The organism is Companilactobacillus baiquanensis, assembly GCF_003946605.1.
In the GTDB taxonomy this organism is placed as follows: Bacteria; Bacillota; Bacilli; order Lactobacillales; family Lactobacillaceae; genus Companilactobacillus; species Companilactobacillus baiquanensis.
In genome coordinates this window covers 604,856-623,609 of the sequence record NZ_RHOQ01000001.1, presented here as the reverse complement: position 1 = coordinate 623,609, position 18,754 = coordinate 604,856, and the positions used below count along the sequence as shown (strand labels likewise).

Here is an 18,754-nt window from a genome sequence, read left to right as displayed (position 1 = left end):
TATCAATGGTTCATGTTCTTTTTTTGTTGATTGTTGAACATAATTTCATAATAAAAGTTTGCAAATGTAAAAATAGATGATATTATGAACTTACAAATCAATGAAAGGGGTTTCAACAAATGAAACTTTCAAAATATATTGACCATACTTTATTAAAAGCTGATTCAACAGAATCAGATGTAGATCAAATTATTAAAGAGGCAAAAGAATACGATTTTGCATCAGTAATGATAAATCCTTATTGGGTGAGTCATGCACATAAGTCACTTGCCGGGACCGATGTACATACTGCAACTGTAATTGGTTTCCCATTAGGAGCAAATACAACGGCCATAAAAGTTGCGGAAGCAAAAAAAGCCATGGAAGATGGCGCAGATGAATTAGATATGGTAATAAATATTGGAGAATTGAAATCAGGTAACTTGGAAAAGGTTGAAGAAGATATTAAAGCAGTTGTTGATATTGGACATTCTCAAGAAAAAATAGTGAAAGTGATCATTGAAACAGCACTTCTTACAAATGATGAAAAAGTTACTGCTACCAAATTAGTTATGAATTCAGGAGCAGAGTTTGTTAAGACATCTACTGGATTTTCTACTAAGGGAGCTACGGTTGAAGATGTTGCGTTATTAAAAGAGGTTGTTGGAGACAAGATTGGTGTTAAGGCTTCAGGTGGAATTCATTCAAAAGAAGAAGCTTTGCAAATGATAGAAGCAGGGGCAACCAGATTAGGAACTAGCGCAAGTATGAAAATTGTTAATGGGTAGAAATGGAGGAATGAATAATGAACAGTTCTGACACGACCGATCAAACAAGAAAAAAAGGATTTCATTTATTTAAGCTTCATGCAGAAGAAAACGATGACGGATATTTAAATAGAATTCCTATTTTTCAATTTATCTTATTATCATGTTTATTCCCTATGTGGGGTGCTGCAGCAAGTTTAAATGATATTTTAATTACTCAATTTAAAACTATTTTTACATTAAGTAATTTTGCTAGTGCTTTCGTTCAAAGTGCTTTTTATGGTGGATATTTCATTATCGCCATTCCAGCTTCACTTGTTATTAAAAAGACTTCTTATAAATTAGCTATACTAATTGGTTTGCTATTTTATACAGTCGGATGTAGTTTATTTTTCCCAGCTTCAACAATGGCTACATACAGCATTTTCTTAGTGGCACTTTTCGCGATTGCTATTGGTTTGAGCTTCTTAGAAACATCTGCTAATACATATAGTTCATTACTTGGACCACAAAAAAGTTCCACATTAAGATTGAATATTTCTCAAACATTTTACCCAGTTGGTGCGGTTGCAGGAATTTTAATGGGTAAATATATGATTTTTGATTCTGGAGCTAGTCTAGATAAACAAATGAGTGGATTAACTGGACAAGCAAGAATTTCTTTTGGTGAACAGGCTCTACAAAAAACTTTATTACCGTATAAATATATTATTGTTATTTTACTTATCGCAATTATTATTTTTGCACTGACAGAATTTCCTAAGAGTAAGACTAAGGGTAATGGAGTTAAAGAGGCAAAAATTTCAGAAACATTAAAATATTTAATTCATAATAAAGAATTTGTAAAAGGTATTTTGACGCAATTTATGTATATCGGAATGCAGACAGCGGTTTGGTCATTTACTATCCGTTTAGCAATGAGTTTGAATTCTAATATTAATGAGCGAGACGCCTCAACGTTTATGGTATACAGCTATATAGCATTCTTTGTTGGTAAAATGATTGCCAATGTGCTTATGGATAAATATTCGCCATCTAGAGTTCTTAAATGGTTCAGTGTTGCAGGATCATTATCATTAATCTATATCATTTTTGTTCATAATATGTCAGCTGTATATGCAGCAGTTTTGGTTAGTGGATTATTTGGACCATGTTGGGCAACCATTTATTCAAAAACTCTTGATACTGTTCAAGATAAAAGACATACAGAGACAGCTGGAGCAATTATTGTTATGTCAATTATCGGTGGGGCATTTTTACCTTTAGTACAAGGTTTGGCAGCTGATTTGATGAATTCAATGTCTTATTCATTTGTTATTTCTTTAATAAGTTTTGTAGTTGTATTTTTCTATTCAGTAGATCAAATAAAGCATAATAATTTGTAATCCAAAGGAGATCCTAAAAATGACAAATACGATTCATTTAACACATAAACTGTTCAATGACACTCCCTTTAAAATTTTAGAAAACGACAATTTTAGTGCTGAATCATTTGTATATCCATCAGGTGTTGAAGGCTTAAAAATAAGTAATTCTAGAGGGTATTTGATACTTTTGCCTTATATGGGAATGATAATTTGGGATGCCATTTTTGATGGAGAATCTCTCAAGATGAAAGATATGTTTTCTCAACCTATGCCAGGTGAAGGAATTGCTGATACATATGGATGTTTCCAATTTTCATCAGGTCTATTGGCTAATGGTACACCTGGACCAGAAGATAACTATCAACTACATGGTGAATTTCCAACATCCAAAATGAGTGATGCATATATTGAATTTGATGAAGATCGTATCAAAGTAGGTAGTATTTTTGAATATGTTAAAGGATTTGGCCATCATTATTTAGCTAAACCCAGTGTTGTGTTAAATAAAAATAGTGGATTATTTGATATTAAGATGAGTGTTACTAATTTATCTAAATATCAGAAAATGCCTCTTCAATATATGTGCCATATGAATTATGCATATGGTGCTAATGCTGAAATTGGTCAAAGTATACCTGACAATGCTTTTAAGTTACGTGAGAGTATTCCAGATCATGTACATCCAACAGAAGAATGGCTGAAATATAATGAAGAATTAAAAGCTTCAGGAAAAATTATTAATAAATTGGATGATGCAACAAGATACGATCCAGAAATTGTTTTCTTTACAGATGATTTGTCCAAATATAGTGATACAGCTGAATTTAGAATGAAGTTAGAAAATGGTAAAAACTTTATGACAAAAATAAATACAGCGGAATTTCCAATCGTAACTCGTTGGATTCTCTATAATGCGGATCAACAAGTTGCTGCATTCGCTCTTCCTGGTACTAGTAGACCTGAAGGTTATCATGCTGCAGAGAAAGCCGGAACTTTGATTTTCCTAGATCCATTAGAAAAACGTGAATTCAGTGTAACTACTGGATTAGAGAATTAGGGGGGATCATAATGAGCGACATTACAGTTATCGGTTCCAATATGATTGATATGATGACATATTTGGAAAGAATGCCGGTAGAAGGTGAGACAGTTTCTGCCCCAGAGTTTGAATTGGGATATGGAGGAAAAGGAGCTAATCAGGCAGTGGCAGCCTCAAAACTAGGCTCAAAGGTAACATTAATTACAATGGTTGGTCACGACAATTTTGGAAAAGAACAATTGGAAAATTTCCAAAATGTAGGTATAGATACACGTTGTATTGGAGTTGGTAATCAAAACAGCGGAGTTGCTCCTATTTTTGTAGATCCTTCATCAGATAATCGAATAATTGTTGTTAAAGGTGCTAATAACGAACTAACACCTCAAATACTTGATGATTTTGAAGAACAGATTAAAAATTCTAAACTGATTGTATTACAACAAGAAATACCACTAGAAACCAACTACCATGCGATTGATTTGGCCGTTAAGCACAATGTTCCAGTATTATTGAATCCCGCCCCAGCTAACGATGATTTAGATATAGAACATGTTTCTAAAGTAGATTTTTTTGCACCAAATGAAACAGAGTTGTCAACTTTAACCGGTATGCCAACAAGTAATCTAGAAGAGATTAAACAAGCAGCACATGTTCTGATTGATCGAGGCGTTGGAAATATAATTGTTACCATTGGTTCAAAGGGTGCATTATGGGTTGATAAAGATCATGAGGAAGTGATTCCAGGTAAACATGTTGAAGCTGTTGATACAACAGGCGCTGGAGATTCTTTCATTGGTTCTTTTTCTCATTACTATACTGAAGGCGAAGATGTTGCAGAAGCATTGAGACATGCAAATCAGTATGCAGCTGTGACAGTTACAAGAAAAGGAACTCAAAAATCTTATCCAACCGCCAAGGAATTGGAACAAACTTTAAATAAGATTGTTTAATTGAAACGACATGTTGATGCGACATGTCGTTTTTTATTAGTTATGCTAAAGTTAATATAATAGATTTAAGAGAGGTTTTTTATGGAAAGAGTAAAGTCAAAAAGGATTCGTCAATCTTTGAAAGTTGCAAGATATTATTATGAGAATAATCTTGATCAAAGTAAAATTGCAAAAGAAATGGGTCTTTCTAGACCTACAATTTCTCGATTACTACAGTATGCCAAGGATAATGGATATGTAGAAATAAATATTAAAGATCCATTTGATGAAGCGTCCAATCTATCAACGGATTTGGCTAAGAAATTTGGATTGGATAAAGTTATTATTGCCTATGCTCCATCAAACAATTATCAATCAATTATTAAAAGCCTTGGGAAAGCGGGCGCTGAATATTTAGAAGATATCGTTAAGGATAATGATATTATCGGCGTAACTTGGGGTTTTACTTTGAAGGAAATATCTGACAATTTAGTACCTGAAGATAATATTCATCAAGGTATTAGAATTGTTCAATTGAAGGGTAGTGAGACAGACACTACTACTGATAATTATGCACATGAAGTTATGAAAGGTTTTACAAATGCCTTTCATGCAACTTCCGATAGCCTACCTTTGCCAGTTATTTTTGATAATTCAGAAACTTGTAAATTAGTTATGCAAGATCGTCATATTAACTATATTATTGAACAAGGAAAGAAAGCTAATATAGCAGTATTTACTGTTGGTACAGTCAGAGATGATGCAATGTTGTTCAACTTAGGATATTTAAATGATAAAGAAATTTCTACTTTAAAAGGATCTGCGGTTGGCGATATTAGTTCACGCTTTATTGATTCAAAGGGACAAATAGCAGATGAAGCGCTTAATTCTCGAACGGTCGGAATTAATATAAATGAATTGAAAGATAAAGAATATTCAATTTTGGTTGCTGGTGGAGAAAAGAAAATAGCAGCTATTAAAGCCGCATTAATAGGTAAATATGCCAATGTGCTAATAATTGATGAAAATACGGCCAATCAATTATTAAACGAATAACTAATAGTAAATAATTTGACTAACATGAAAAAAGTGCTAACCTTTTCACCATATTTACTGAAAGAATGGTGAAAATATTAATAAATTAGTTGGTATTACAGCAGATATTTTTTTAAATAATACTTCATTGATCAACCAGAAGAATGCTGATTTTGTACCGCGTCCTGCAGTTAACGCTGTTCTAAATGCAGGTGGGATTCCAGTGGGATTGCCATATTTACCTGATGATCGGGTAAGCTCTCTACTGGATAAACTAGATGGAATTATTTTCACAGGTGGTCCTGATATTGATCCAACTTTTATGGATGAAGAACCAATACCGGAATTAGGTAGAACTGATCGATATCGTGATTCGTTTGAGATTGCTTTAGCAAAAGGTGCAGTTACTCGCAACATGCCTATTTTGGGTATTTGTAGAGGTGCGGAGTTGATCAATATTGCTCTTGGTGGAACGATTTATCAAGATCTGGGTGTTCAATATGCTGGTAAATTAATCAAGCATCATCAAGCTGCACCTGGTGATCTTCCAACTCATCACGTTGAAGTGTTTGATTCTTTCTTGCGTTCATCTGTTGGGAGTAATCCATTCGTTAATTCCAGACATCATCAGGCTATAAAAGAAGTCGCTCCTAATTTGACAGTTGTGGCAAAAGCACCCGATGGAGTTATAGAGGCAATAGAAAATAAAGATGCCAGTATTCAAGCGGTGCAATGGCACCCTGAAAATATGTGGGAAAAATCAACCAGTCAATTTAGCTTGTTTAAAGATTATATCGACAGAATTTAACTTCAATTTTTCCATATTATTAAATAAGATTAAGTAATTATCCAAAATGTAGACGCTATCATTTTAAAGATGTATGATGACTATAAATCAAAAATAATTTTATATAAATTATTGAGACTGGCAGGTGAAGGTCATTGGAGTATGAAGATCTAACGACATTGAAATCGGCATTATCGGGATTATACAGTACTTTAGATATGTCTCGAAAATGCGATAAAATGGCGGCGGAGAAAATACGAGATACATATTTGAGGCTAGATGATAAAGATTTTTTGAATGATAATACGATGTCATCTTTGAAAGCTTATTTGGATCAATTATCAATAACCGAGGGTTTAGAGTTCAATCAAGAGGCAAGTAAATATATTCAAGAAATCGAAGACAGTTTAATAAACCTAGAACGTTCTTTAGGTAAAATCTATTAATATAGGCGGTGTAGTTATGAAATTAAATGATAATTCAGAAGCTAAGAAGGTTTTATCAGAACTTTATACAGATATGAACAAAACAGAAACAGTCGATCAAGATGGATATTGTAAAGAATTAATTTTATCTACATATAAGTTGCTTGATGAAAATTATTCATTGACACACTTGTTTGGTAAATTAAAAGATGATAATAAAATTTCAGAAGCTTTAGAGGGAATGGATTCGGGAGCTGAATATATTCAGAAAATAGATTCTTTATCTCATAATCCAGGATTCACAGTAGAGTAGGGTGCTTTGGCACCTTTTTTATTTGTCTTAAATTGAGAAATTAATGAAAATTATTAATCAGTTTTCGCACGATATGTTACTATAAAGTCCAATACAGATGAATCGTTTTCTGTAAATTCATGGTAGAGGATAAAGTTATGACTGAAACAGTATTAACAATTATTCATGAATTATTTAACAGTTTAACTGAAAATAACTCAGAAGAGTTTAAGCAAGTATTGATGAATACATATGTACATCTGCAAAAAGGTGGCGATGAGGCTAGTTTAGTCGATCAACTACTTACTTATATAGAGTCAAATGATAGTAAATTAAATGAAAATCAAACTGAAATAATTTCCAAGCTAAAAAAAGCAGAAAAATAAGGCTATACAGAAAATAAAAGTATGGGAGAAGCGATATGGATACTTTTGATGAATACATAGAAGGTATTGATGTTGACGAACATCGAGATCGTGTTATTGAAATATTGACATGGGTTGAAAAAAACTTCCCTAATCTAGATACTAGAGTGGCTTGGAATCAGCCAATGTTTACAGATCATGGAACTTTCATAATTGGGTTTAGTGTAGCTAAGAATCATATTTCAATTGCCCCTGAGGGGAAAGTTATGGAGCAGTTTGAGGAAAAGTTGAAGCTTGCTGAATATAGCTTTGGTAAGAAAATGTTTAGGATAAAATTTGATCAAGATGTTGATTTTGATTTACTGAAAGAAATAATCGAATTCAATATTGAAGACAAAAAAGAATGTACAACCTTTTGGGCAAAGTAAAAAGATGAATGACAATCACGAGTTTGATTGTCGTTCATCTTTTTTTACTAACGCCGATCAGTGGCAACAATAAGGCGATCATCAAAAATATTATTGGAATATTGAATCTTCTCTTTGGTATTTTCATAATGACTCCTTTACTAAAAGCATATCAATTAAGTATATTAATAACCAATTATTAATATTTCGACATATTAATGAAGAAGGCTGTTTGTTAACATTAAAGTGCACTGTAAAATATCTTTTGAGGAGTATTATATGCAGGAATCCAAACCAAGTAGTGATCTAGTAGAGTTACGAGGTACACCTAAAGAAGTTAAGGGATGGAATTGGGGAGCATTTGCTTTCAATATCTGGTGGGGAATCGGTAATAAAACATATTTACCGCTACTTTGTCTGATTCCAGTTTTTAATATTATTTGGGCTTTTGTTTGTGGATTTAAAGGAAATGAATGGGCATGGAAAAACGGAGATTATAACAATATTGAAAGTTTTAAGAAAGTCCAGCAAACTTGGAATTTAGCAGGATTGGTATTTTTTATTGTTTCAATAGTAATTTATGCAATTACGTTCTATTGGATCTATTCAACGGTTCAAGCATTTAGTAGTCTAGGTATGTAATTAAAATAACGAGTAAATAAAATTATTGGAAACTTTCTTTGGTTGGATTCGACCTAAGAGAGTTTTTTTGATGGCCATTTGTTAACATAGATAAATGAGGTGAATAATGGATATTACAGAATTGATAAAGAAAGACAGTCCCTATGTAATTAGTTATCAAGATATGCCAATGGGGCTACAGACAAAGTCTAAAGAGTTATGTTTTGAATATAATCAAACTAGACCATCGGAAACAAAAAAACGTCAAAAAATAATTAAAGAATTGTTTGCTGAGTCAAGTGATACAACATTTATTGAACCTAGTTTTAGATGTGATTATGGTTTTAATATTCACGCTAATGGCAGGGTCATTATTAATTATAATTGTTCTATTCTTGACACTTCGCCAGTTTATTTAGGCGATGGTACCTTCATTGCACCAGGTGTTTGTTTGGCATGTGCAGGTCATCCATTAGTACCTGATCAAAGAGCGTCAGGAATGGAAACTAGTGCGCCGATCCATATAGAAGATAATGTGTGGCTGGGTGCCAACGTAACTGTTTTAGGTGGTGTAACTATTGGTAAAAATAGTGTTATTGGTGCTGGTAGTGTTGTAAATAAGGATATTCCTTCCGGAGTAGTTGCAGTCGGGGCACCATGTAAAGTTTTACGTAAAATATCTGAAAAAGATCGTATTTCAACAACCATTTAGGAGGTTTTATGTGACTTATTTCTTAGTTGTTTTGATTGCCCTGTTTGGAGCTTTAATGAGAACCATTTTCGGATTTGGAGAAGCACTTGTTACAATGCCACTATTGGCACTAATGACGTTTAATATTGAATCATCAACGGCAATAATTGGTGCTTTAGGTTTAATTGTGGCTATTCCGGCTGCAATGAAATATAAAGGAAGTATTGATTATTCAGTATTAAAGAGATTGGTTATTGGATCAATATTGGGAATTCCAATTGGAATTTTAATTATTAAATTAGGTTCTCCACAAATAATTATGAAGATTTTAGGGATATTTATTATTGTCTATGGTACATATAATTTATATTTTATTAATAAAAAAAATCCTATAAATTTTAAGATGGGTGATAAATACGATTACTTGGCAGGTATTGTTTCAGGCATACTAGGCAGTTCTTTTAATAGCCATGGTGTCCCAATCGTGGTTTATGGAACCGCCAAAAAATGGGATATTTTCAAACTAAGAGGAATACTACAAGGGCACTTCATTTGTGTTGGTAGTATAGTCGTATTAAGTCAAATTTCATCTGGAATGTGGAGTATGGAAGTTGTTAAATTACTTTTAGTAATCGTTCCTTTGTTATTAGTAGTGATACCATTAGGTAATTGGATTTCATCTAAAATAAATAGTGCTCATTTTATAAAATATGTTTACATGATTTTAATATTATTTGGTGCGATCCTCTTAATAAAATAAGATCTTATTTTAAAATTAAGGAGAATCTTTTTTTGACAGATTATTTAAAGTGGATATTGGGTGTTTTGGTGACTTTTACAATTGTCCCATATGTGACAGCCCGAATAGTTTCCTGGATCGGTCATATTGCCAAGAAGACTTTGGTAGATAATTTAGGTAATAATAGTCAATTAGTTGTTGGCGGTTTAGGTGTTGTGATCCATGAATTCGGTCATGCACTTTTTGCGTTTATATTTGGTCATAAAGTTACTAAGGTTCAATTATTGAACATTCACTATCAAAACTCTGGGGCCCTTGGTTCAGTTCAGCATTCTTGGAATGAGAACAATATTTACCAACGTTTAGGTAATTTTTTTATTGGTTTAGCCCCGTATTATACTTGTTCTTTAGTACTGTATTTATTGCAAAAATTCTTGCTAAAAGCACAACTTAATTTCACCAGTATGAGTACAGATACTTTGTTAGATGCAAATAATTTAGTTGAGTCAGTTTTAAATAACTTAAAAATGTCTTTTGCTAACGGTACTTGGTCAATGATCGCTTTATACTTACTCCTCACGATCATGATCGCAAGTACAGGTTATGATTTAAGCGATGCTGATTTTAAAACAGTTCATCAAGGAATTATTCCCTGGTTAATAGTGCAGTTTGTTGTAGGAAATGCATTTATAATCGTTGGTAAAATTAATGTATTAAATAATTATCTTTTGTATTTCACATCATTTTCAATTTTCTTTATGGTCCATGCCGTGATTAGTATGGTTTTAGCAATAGTTGTTATTAAGATTTTAGGTATTTTTGATATATTTTAGACAAATAAAAACCATCAGATCGGGGAATCTGGTGGTTTTTTTAGTTGAGTTATAAAAATCAACGGGGGAGATACAAACAGTTGGGGGAATGTTTGTATCTATGATGTATTTTGTCAGTTTGAGATAAACAATTCCAGAATTTTGCTCAAAAAACTAAAAAATTATTTGCATTAAAGAATCCGGAACCGTTAATTTATATTCAGCTTGTTCAAATTCAGGATTGCTTTTGGCTCCCCAAGTGGCTAAGGCAAAAGGAAGATTAGCCCCGTGAGCACACCGCATATCATAAATAGAGTCGCCAACATAAATTGAATCATCAGCCTTTGCATCTAACAATTCTAGAGCCTTGAAAATTGGATCGGGATTTGGTTTATGTTTTTTAGTATCAGATGCAGTCACAAAAATGTCGAAATACTTGTTTAAGTTAAATCTAGAAAAATCATTTTTTAACTCTTGTTTAGTTTTAGAAGTAATGATACCTAGGTTTAAATTATGATTGTTCAAATTCTGTAAGAGATTTTCCATACCATCAAATACCGTAGAATAATTTGCATATTCAGCAATCATTATGCGCCATTTTTCTAATAGGTCATTTAAATCAGCTTCGTTATCAGCAAATTTTCTCATACCATCCTCTCCAGGAATTCCCAGAATATAATAGAGATCTTCATCTTTTACGGTTAATCCTTTTTCACGTAAAAGTAATGCTTGAAGAGATTTGATGATTGTATATTCTGTATCAGTAATAGTTCCGTCAATATCAAAGAGAATATTTTTAAGCATGTTTTGCTCCTTTTACTTTATTCGTTTTAGAAAACGCCAGAGAGTTGATCTAGAAATTCCTAGTGAGTCTGCCGTTTTAGTTTTATTAAAATTATTTATAGATAGTTCTTTGCTTATAATTAAGTCAATGCTGTTGTCTAAAGTATTGTTGATTGGAATATTTAAAAGATCGTGTTGGATTGAAGTAAATTTATGATTGTTTACAAGATTGTATTCGTTGCTTTCTTGATTTAATCCATATTTTAAACTACTTAAATCTATATACGATGATTTGTTTGCTTTATATGCTTCAGTTAAAACAGTGACAAATTGTCGGTAGTTTCTTTCCCAGGGTCCTCTTAAAATTCTATCAAATGTTATATCTGTTACACCAAGTATTTCTCTACCATATTTAATATTTAATTGATTTATTAATAGTGAAATAAGAAGAGAAATTTGTTGTTCATCTAGATAATTAAAGGGTTTTAGTTCAATATATTTAGGTTGTTTAAGTAATAACTTGGTTAAATTATTATCATTTTGAGAATTTAATTCGTAACTAAAAATTAATTTATTTCGTTTAAACAGTAAAGTCTCATTTATAAAGTATATTAATTTTCGTTGAATATTTATATTCAATTTTTCTAAATTATCGAAGACAATAGTATTCTTAGTATCTAAAAAAGGAGAATTTAAAGAGTTTTCTAAATTATTTAATGTAGTTTCAGTCAATTCTTTACAATCAATTTTAAATGTTTTTTTTGCTTCAGACGAACTTATATCATCGATCAATAATTTTTTGCCAGAACCGTCTTCACCAGCAATAAAAAGTATATCATCATTGTGCTTATAAATTTCTAATGCGTTTAAAAACTCTTGAGACAAACTACTTTTTAGATAAGAATTAAAAGTTCCACTATTTTTATTAATTGAAGTATTTAATGGCTTGTTAGGTTGATAATTGGGTAATTTTCTAATAATATAAACGGAATTTTTCAACTTACTCATTTGATAATACTTGTTTTGACTTTTAAAAATACTTGTCTTATTTTCGTCCCAATCTATATATCTAATTCTTTTTTTAATGTGGGGTATTAGTTTGTTAGAATAATTTAAATTTGCCGTATAGTTGATAATATTGTCACTGTCAACTGTTACTAAACTTTCATCACGATATTTAAGTAAGTCTAATAGTATTTTACTGGATTCTTTTTCGGAGTATTTATTCTTTAATAGATTAAGGCAATTTCTCAGAGCTGAATTTACACTTTCATCTCCAGATGATATTAAAATGCAATTTATTCCAATTTCACTTGCAAGTCTACTTGTAATTCTATCTCCAATAATAACGTCATAATTATCCTCCTTAAGTTTAAGGAGGATTTTTTGTGCATCAGTTAAAGAATGAATTTGATAAACTGTTAAATTTTTATTGAAATCCTCTATAACATGTTCGGCATTTATGCTTAAAAAATCAAATCCTACAATGGCAATTTTTTTAATATGTCTGAGGCTTTGAATAGCTTGCAAAATATCATATTTAGAAACACCAATATCGATTATAGGAAGATCGAATTTTTGCTCTAATGCACGTTTAGTTCCACCACGAGAAATAATTGCGTCATAATTATGTTCTTTTAATTGTTGACTGGCTATTTCTATTCCGTAACTCAAATCTCCAAGAAAATGGTCGATTTCTAATTCGGGGAATTTAGGCAGCTGTCCTTTTATGGATTGTTCTAATCCAGCATATGGGTATATTCCTAATATTTTAAATTTCATAGTAGCCCCCTTTGTTTCATAATTGAACGTTTTGACATTATTTAGATGCTTTATACATTTCGATAAAAGAAATACGTTTCAATATGAATCATATTATGATAGCGCTTTAATTTCAACCCTTCTAAACTAAATTATGAAAGATAAAGAGAGGGGAGTGAAGGTATTCAATTGAATACCATAAAAATGAAATTACCTATTATAGCAATTACAATGGGGGATCCAGCAAGTATAGGTCCTGAAATATCATTAAAAGCTTTTAAAAATGAGGAATTATATAAGAAATGTCGTCCATTAATTGTTGGAGATATTTCAGTTTTGGATTATGTCATTAAGAAATTACCAGAATTGAAAATCAATTTAAATCCAATTAAAAATGTTAAAGATGCCAAGTTTGAATTTGGAACAATGGACGTATTGGATTTGAATTTAGTTGATATTAATTCTCTTAAATTTGGTCAAGTTAGCTCAATGGCAGGTGACGCTGCATATAAATATGTCACTACTGTAATCGATTTAGCCATGAACCATGAAGTGGATGCAACAGTAACTAATGCACTTAATAAAGAAGCTATGAATTTAGCTGGTCATCATTTTGCCGGTCATACAGAAATTTATGCTACTAGAACTAAAACTAAAAATTACACAATGATGTTAGCACATGAAAATTTACGTGTCGTACATGTAAGTACACATGTTTCATTGAAGCACGCGACTGAATTAGTAAAAAAGCCACGTGTGCTTGAAGTAATTGAAATTGCAAATAAAGCTATGAAACAGCTTGGAATATCTGAACCTAAGATTGGTGTGGCCGGTTTAAATCCTCACAGTAGTGAGAACGGATTATTCGGGGATGAAGAAGAAAAAGAAATTATTCCAGCAATTAATGCAGCAAAAGATAAAGGAATCAATGTTACTGGACCAGTGCCACCAGATACTGTATTTCCTAAAGCAGCAGGTGGCTGGTTTGACATTGTCGTTGCAATGTATCACGACCAAGGACACATTCCTATCAAACTAATTGGTTTCAAATATGATCAAAAGACTAAGACATGGGGCAATGTTTCGGGTGTGAATATTACATTAGGCCTACCAATTATTCGTACCTCAGTTGATCACGGAACCGCTTTTGACCAGGTTTTGACTGGAAAAGCAAATGATATAAGTCTTTTAAACGCAATCGATTATGCAACTAGACTAGCTATAAATAAATAGAGGAGGATTTATAATGAAAATTCTGAAAGGAATAAATAAAGTTCCTGGAGGTTTAATGGTTGTTCCACTTTTATTAGGAACAGCTTTTAATACTTTTCTACCAAATTCACTTGAAATAGGTGGATTTACAACTGCACTTTTTAAAACAGGTACTTTAACTTTACTATCACTATTCTGTTTTTGTAATGGTGCCCAAATATCAATTAAACAAGCAGGTCAACCTGTTATAAGAGGTGCCGCTTTAACATTCTTTAGATTACTATTAGGTCTCCTTTTTGGATGGCTTGTTGGTTCAGTTTTTGGAAAAGGTACTTTCTTAGGGATTTTGCCGTTAGCTTTAATTTCTTCTATGACCAATGCTAATGGTGGTTTGTACGGTGCATTGGCAGGTGAGTATGGTGATGCTAGTGATGTTGGTGCTATATCAATTACAACATTAATGGATGGACCATTCTTTACTATGATTGCTTTAGGTGCAACTGGAACTGCCAAATTGCCAGTCATGTTATTTGTTGCAGCATTGGTACCAATTGTTTTAGGCTTTATTTTTGGTAATCTAGATCCTGATTTAAAGGAATTCTTCAAAGCAGGAACTGTTATGCCTATCCCATTCTTTGCATTCACGTTGGGAGCTGCACTGAATTTTTCACAAATTATTAAAGCTGGTTTACCAGGAATCATTCTTGGAATTTTAGTAACATTAATTGCCGGATTCGGTGGTTACCTAATTATGAAATATATTTTACGAACAGAACATCCTGCCGTTGGTGCAGCCATAGGTACAACTGCAGGGAACGCAGCTGCAACCCCAGCAGCAATTGCAGCTGTCGTACCTTCATTTGCTCATACTACTGCTGTTGCAACCGCTCAAGTTGCTGCTTCAGTTATAATTACAGCCATTCTATGTCCCTTGCTAGTTTCATGGTTGGTAAAACATGAAGACAAGTCTAAGAAGAAGAATGCTGAGAAACAAGGTGTTATTGCAAATGGATAAAAAATATTTAATTATGGCGGATGATTTTACTGGTTCTACTGATACCGGTGTTCAGTTAGCAAAAAGAGGTATTCCAGTTCAGGTTAGACTTCATGACGAAAACGGTGATTATTCATCTCTAGTCGTTGATACAGAGTCTAGAAATTTAAGCCCTAAAGATGCACGAGATAAAATTACAAGAGCTGTATTGCAAACTAATATGAAACAATTTGACTATACAATAAAAAAAGTTGATTCAACATTGCGAGGAAATATTTCGGACGAATTGAATGAACTTAATAAACTATATGAAAGTGATGTTTTGATATTTGCTCCGTCACTACCTTCTATTGGTCGTCAAGTAAAAGATAGTGTTCTGACCATTAATGGCGTTAAAGGATTGAATACACAATTTGCAAAGGATCCAGTAAAACCATTAATTGATGATAATATTTTTAACATTCTGAAAAATGCTTTTCCTGGAGAAAAAATTGGCACTTTTTCTCTAAATGAAATCAGAAATACTGATTTAAAATTTAAAGTGGATACTAAATTTTATGCGGCCGATTCGATGAATGATTTAGATTTACAGTTACTTGTTAAAAAAGTTTTGAAATCTAAATTGAAAGTTCTATGGGTAGGCTCATCTGGAATAATGGATGCAATTCTTAGCATAGAAAATCCAGTAGTGCCGGCCCTAGCAATTGTAGGTAGTGTCAGTGAAGTTACATCAAGACAAGTACAATTTGCTAAGGAAAATAATGTCAAAGTTATTTCAATACCTATTTATAATGTTTACAAAAATGAGTCATATTCTAATTATGTAGAAAAGGCTATTGATGCAATGAAGTCTGGTCAAGATGTTATTGTGACATCCTCTGCTACTATTAATAGGGATGAACTCAAATATACTCAAGATAAATTAAAATCTGATGGGCTTTCAATTGATGAAATCGGATTGATTGTCCAGTCGATTCTCGGGGGTCTTGGAAGAAGAATTATTAAGAGAATTAAACCATCTGGATTATTTATAACAGGTGGTGATACTGCTAAAGGATTTTTTGATGTAATTAAGGCAAACAGTGTAGACATCATAACCGAAGTGGCAACCGGAACACCTATGATGAGAATAAAGGGTGGAGAATATGATGATCTAAGAGTAATAACTAAAGCTGGTGCATTTGGAAATGACGATTTGATTTCCTTCTCCTTCAAAAAATTAAAAGAAGTAAGTAAATAGTAGATATTGATTATGCCGCTTACAATAATATTTTTCTGATTAAACAAAAAAAGATACATTTCCTAATATTAAAAAGAATAAAACTATATGAAAATGAATACGTTTTCATATAGTTTTTTTATTGTCAAAATATGAAAAAGTATTTTTGAATTTTTGAAAATAAACAGATATAATTTTGTGCGGGCGAAAAACTAACTGATATGATCAATAAGTTTTTTCTAACAAGCAAAAATGTTAAAGGAAGTGAAACAAGTATGAAGAAGGGGATGCTGTTAGAGGTTTTAGTAGTAATTGGAGCCTTAATTTATGCAATAATTTTGATGTCTAGCTATTTAAATGTCAAAGCCGATGAAACTGTTCCTATTGAGGAAAACGTTTCCAAAGAAATACCAGATGTAGAAAAAAATGTAGATGATATTAACGATATTAAAATACCGAGTGAAGAAAATTCTGACACTAAGAATTCAAATCAAGAAAATGACGATGATAAATCGATGTTTGAAGAATTTTTAGTGGAAAATAAGGCAGCAAACGATACTGACGATATTGATGGTGATGGAGAGGAGGGTGCTTCTCAAGGGAAGGGGAAGTACGTCTCTCCAAGTCCGAGACCATTAAAATCGTTAGGAATGATTATTAGAGCAGGATTTTTCGTTCAACCTTCAAAGGAATACTACGTCAAAGAAGGCAAATCAATAATTATAAAATCCAAGTTTAAGGAATCGATTTGGAATAGATTATCCGGTGTTTTAATATTGAAAGATCCAGTTCCAAATTATCGCTGGAGATATTCTGAAGATATGGAGCATTGGCTTAGATTTAAGAAAAAAGTTGCCCATTCTAAAAATTATGAATTTAAGGCAAAAAAAGCAGGGAAGTATTATTTTCAATCTCGAGCATCATCAGGGGTGCTTTTGGGATTAGGTGCTCTTTATTATTATTCTGAAGTAGCAACGGTTCATGTAGTAAAAGAACCAAAGAATATTGTCGACTTAAAAGTTAAAACTGAAGAAGATTATTTATACAATTTAAAAGGTTTAGATAATATCACCACGGCGCATGAAACAATTGAGCCCAAAGATGCAACAGGTTACGTTGAATGGAGTGGTGATAATAATACATTAGCAAGAATTGATCCAATCAGTGGGGAGATCGAAGCAAATCAAAAAGGTATATCTGGGGAGTACACCGTAACAGGTACATTTATAAATAATGACGGCACAAAGTTAAGCGCTAACACAAAAATAGAAATAGGTGGAGGTCTCGATGATGAGACTGTTCATGTTGGGGAAAATGCCACTTTTAAATTAAAAGGTGTCGATCAAGAGCAAATGATGGATGAATGGCGCGTAGAATGGTACGAACAGAAAAAAGGTAAGGATAAGAAATTGAAATCAGGGGAGAAAGATCCAACCTTTACAATCGAGAAAACTACTATTTACGATCATCAAAGAAAAATTTATGCGAAAGTTTACGCCAAAACGAATGGTTCAGGAAATCAAAAGGAACATAGTTTTGAAACAAGGGTCGCAAATTTAAACGTGTTGAATTTATATACTCCAAATATTAGTTTTGACGTTGAAGTAGAGAATTTAACTTACAAAGACGAGAACCATAAACATAACACGGATAAAGTTATGCAAGGAGATCGGATAAAGATCACTAGTAGTATGAATAACGAAAATCCTTTAAGTGTTTTAAAATATGGGGTATTTGAATTACCACTACAACCTAATATGAAGGAAAAACATATTAAAAGTGTTGTTATGGATGGGAAGAAACTTAAAAATAAAGATTTTTCCGTATCTAATGATGATGGGTGTCCACACGTAAGAATTGAAAATATTGATTTTGTTGTCAGCGGTAATGGGGAGGGACTATTTCATGTCGTTGAGGTTGAGTTTGATGCAAGAGAGCCAGATGAAACAATGAATTTCGTCACTCAGCCAAGAATTCATGGTAACACGAAATTTGATTCAAATGATTCTTCTGATAATGCACATAATTATGCTAATCAAAGTCCCCAACAATTATTAATTAATTATACAAATGATAAGCTCACAATTACTCCAAACAAAATTTCATTTGGCGAAGTGTCAAACCTAACTTCTGGAGAAATAGTGAATCGAACTAACTATAATGATAAATTAAATTCAGTAGTTGTTATTAATGATAATAGAAGAAAAAACTGTAAACATAATTTGTCTGTTAGTCAAAAGAGCAAATTCAAATGTGAAAGTAATGGCGCCACATTGCCTGTTTCATTGAGATATTATGACGAAGATGGCGGTTTTACAATATTAGATAACGGTGATGTCCCGATCCCTGATGAAGATATTATTGAAGATGATATGTCTGGAATTGACTCGATCAATTGGGAAAAGAACTGTGGATTGTTGATGCATGTTGATGAAACTGATCTAGGAAACATTGCTGCGGGGACTTATCATGCCAAGCTTGAATGGACCGCAATGGATGTGATATAAAAGGTCGCATTATCTCCTAATTT

The 18,754-nt window shown here is 32.4% G+C and carries 20 protein-coding genes; 18 read left to right on the top strand and 2 right to left on the bottom strand.

All coding sequences use genetic code 11. The annotated features are described in order from the left end of the window. Positions 1 to 119 precede the first annotated feature (119 nt). From deoC to EKM77_RS03040, 14 genes are all read left to right on the top strand, one after another. Positions 120 to 767 carry a deoxyribose-phosphate aldolase gene (gene deoC, locus EKM77_RS03105; RefSeq protein WP_125592524.1) on the top strand — a complete coding sequence of 216 codons (648 nt, stop codon included), beginning with the start codon at positions 120 to 122 and terminating at the stop codon, positions 765 to 767. Between the two features lie 17 nt (positions 768 to 784). Then, on the top strand, positions 785 to 2,131 hold the full coding sequence (fucP, locus tag EKM77_RS03100) for an L-fucose:H+ symporter permease (protein ID WP_125592522.1): 1,347 nt from the start codon (positions 785 to 787) through the stop codon (positions 2,129 to 2,131). Between the two features lie 19 nt (positions 2,132 to 2,150). Further along, positions 2,151 to 3,170: an aldose 1-epimerase family protein gene (locus EKM77_RS03095; RefSeq protein WP_125592520.1), complete on the top strand. Its 1,020-nt coding sequence runs from the start codon at positions 2,151 to 2,153 to the stop codon at positions 3,168 to 3,170. 11 nt (positions 3,171 to 3,181) lie between these two features. Continuing rightward, complete coding sequence (rbsK, locus tag EKM77_RS03090) at positions 3,182 to 4,102, top strand: ribokinase (RefSeq protein WP_125592519.1); 921 nt, start codon at positions 3,182 to 3,184, stop codon at positions 4,100 to 4,102. Between the two features lie 81 nt (positions 4,103 to 4,183). Then, on the top strand, positions 4,184 to 5,137 hold the full coding sequence (locus EKM77_RS03085) for a sugar-binding transcriptional regulator (RefSeq protein ID WP_125592517.1): 954 nt from the start codon (positions 4,184 to 4,186) through the stop codon (positions 5,135 to 5,137). 76 nt (positions 5,138 to 5,213) lie between these two features. Further along, complete coding sequence (locus tag EKM77_RS03080) at positions 5,214 to 5,924, top strand: gamma-glutamyl-gamma-aminobutyrate hydrolase family protein (RefSeq protein WP_125592515.1); 711 nt, start codon at positions 5,214 to 5,216, stop codon at positions 5,922 to 5,924. Between the two features lie 134 nt (positions 5,925 to 6,058). Further along, positions 6,059 to 6,349, top strand: a complete 291-nt coding sequence (locus EKM77_RS03075; protein WP_125592513.1) for a hypothetical protein — start codon at positions 6,059 to 6,061, stop codon at positions 6,347 to 6,349. Positions 6,350 to 6,365: 16 nt separating this feature from the next. Beyond that, positions 6,366 to 6,641 (top strand): hypothetical protein, encoded by a 276-nt coding sequence (locus EKM77_RS03070; protein ID WP_125592511.1) that lies wholly within the window; start codon positions 6,366 to 6,368, stop codon positions 6,639 to 6,641. 137 nt (positions 6,642 to 6,778) lie between these two features. Beyond that, positions 6,779 to 7,006, top strand: coding sequence for a bacteriocin immunity protein (locus EKM77_RS03065; RefSeq protein WP_164507697.1), 228 nt, complete (start codon positions 6,779 to 6,781; stop codon positions 7,004 to 7,006). Between the two features lie 35 nt (positions 7,007 to 7,041). After that, complete coding sequence (locus EKM77_RS03060; RefSeq protein ID WP_125592506.1) at positions 7,042 to 7,413, top strand: iron chaperone; 372 nt, start codon at positions 7,042 to 7,044, stop codon at positions 7,411 to 7,413. A gap of 258 nt (positions 7,414 to 7,671) precedes the next feature. Further along, positions 7,672 to 8,034, top strand: a complete 363-nt coding sequence (locus EKM77_RS03055; RefSeq protein ID WP_125592504.1) for a ribonuclease G — start codon at positions 7,672 to 7,674, stop codon at positions 8,032 to 8,034. A 106-nt stretch (positions 8,035 to 8,140) separates the two neighbouring features. Further along, positions 8,141 to 8,725 (top strand): sugar O-acetyltransferase, encoded by a 585-nt coding sequence (locus EKM77_RS11115; protein ID WP_125592502.1) that lies wholly within the window; start codon positions 8,141 to 8,143, stop codon positions 8,723 to 8,725. Between the two features lie 10 nt (positions 8,726 to 8,735). Beyond that, positions 8,736 to 9,464 carry a sulfite exporter TauE/SafE family protein gene (locus EKM77_RS03045; RefSeq protein WP_125592500.1) on the top strand — a complete coding sequence of 243 codons (729 nt, stop codon included), beginning with the start codon at positions 8,736 to 8,738 and terminating at the stop codon, positions 9,462 to 9,464. A 32-nt stretch (positions 9,465 to 9,496) separates the two neighbouring features. Beyond that, positions 9,497 to 10,276, top strand: coding sequence for a hypothetical protein (locus tag EKM77_RS03040; protein WP_125592499.1), 780 nt, complete (start codon positions 9,497 to 9,499; stop codon positions 10,274 to 10,276). 153 nt (positions 10,277 to 10,429) lie between these two features. Here the strand turns inward: EKM77_RS03040 and EKM77_RS03035 are convergent, their stop codons facing one another. After that, a complete protein-coding gene (locus EKM77_RS03035) occupies positions 10,430 to 11,059 on the bottom strand; it encodes an HAD family hydrolase (protein WP_125592496.1) in 630 nt (209 codons plus the stop codon). Between the two features lie 12 nt (positions 11,060 to 11,071). Then, positions 11,072 to 12,820 (bottom strand): sigma-54-dependent Fis family transcriptional regulator, encoded by a 1,749-nt coding sequence (locus tag EKM77_RS03030; RefSeq protein WP_125592494.1) that lies wholly within the window; start codon positions 12,818 to 12,820, stop codon positions 11,072 to 11,074. 183 nt (positions 12,821 to 13,003) lie between these two features. Here EKM77_RS03030 and pdxA point away from each other — a divergent pair, with 183 nt between their 5' ends. The 4 genes from pdxA to EKM77_RS03010 all read left to right on the top strand — a co-directional run bounded on the left by pdxA (position 13,004) and on the right by EKM77_RS03010 (position 18,731). Further along, positions 13,004 to 14,032 (top strand): 4-hydroxythreonine-4-phosphate dehydrogenase PdxA, encoded by a 1,029-nt coding sequence (gene pdxA / locus EKM77_RS03025; protein ID WP_225425179.1) that lies wholly within the window; start codon positions 13,004 to 13,006, stop codon positions 14,030 to 14,032. 13 nt (positions 14,033 to 14,045) lie between these two features. Further along, positions 14,046 to 15,026 (top strand): putative sulfate exporter family transporter, encoded by a 981-nt coding sequence (locus tag EKM77_RS03020; protein WP_125592492.1) that lies wholly within the window; start codon positions 14,046 to 14,048, stop codon positions 15,024 to 15,026. Beyond that, the gene (locus EKM77_RS03015) at positions 15,019 to 16,245 is read left to right on the top strand and encodes a four-carbon acid sugar kinase family protein (protein ID WP_164507696.1); all 1,227 of its coding nucleotides are present in this window, start codon (positions 15,019 to 15,021) and stop codon (positions 16,243 to 16,245) included. The genes EKM77_RS03020 and EKM77_RS03015 overlap by 8 nt, the downstream gene beginning before the upstream one ends. Positions 16,246 to 16,445: 200 nt before the next feature. Continuing rightward, a complete protein-coding gene (locus tag EKM77_RS03010) occupies positions 16,446 to 18,731 on the top strand; it encodes a hypothetical protein (RefSeq protein ID WP_125592488.1) in 2,286 nt (761 codons plus the stop codon). Positions 18,732 to 18,754 lie beyond the last annotated feature (23 nt).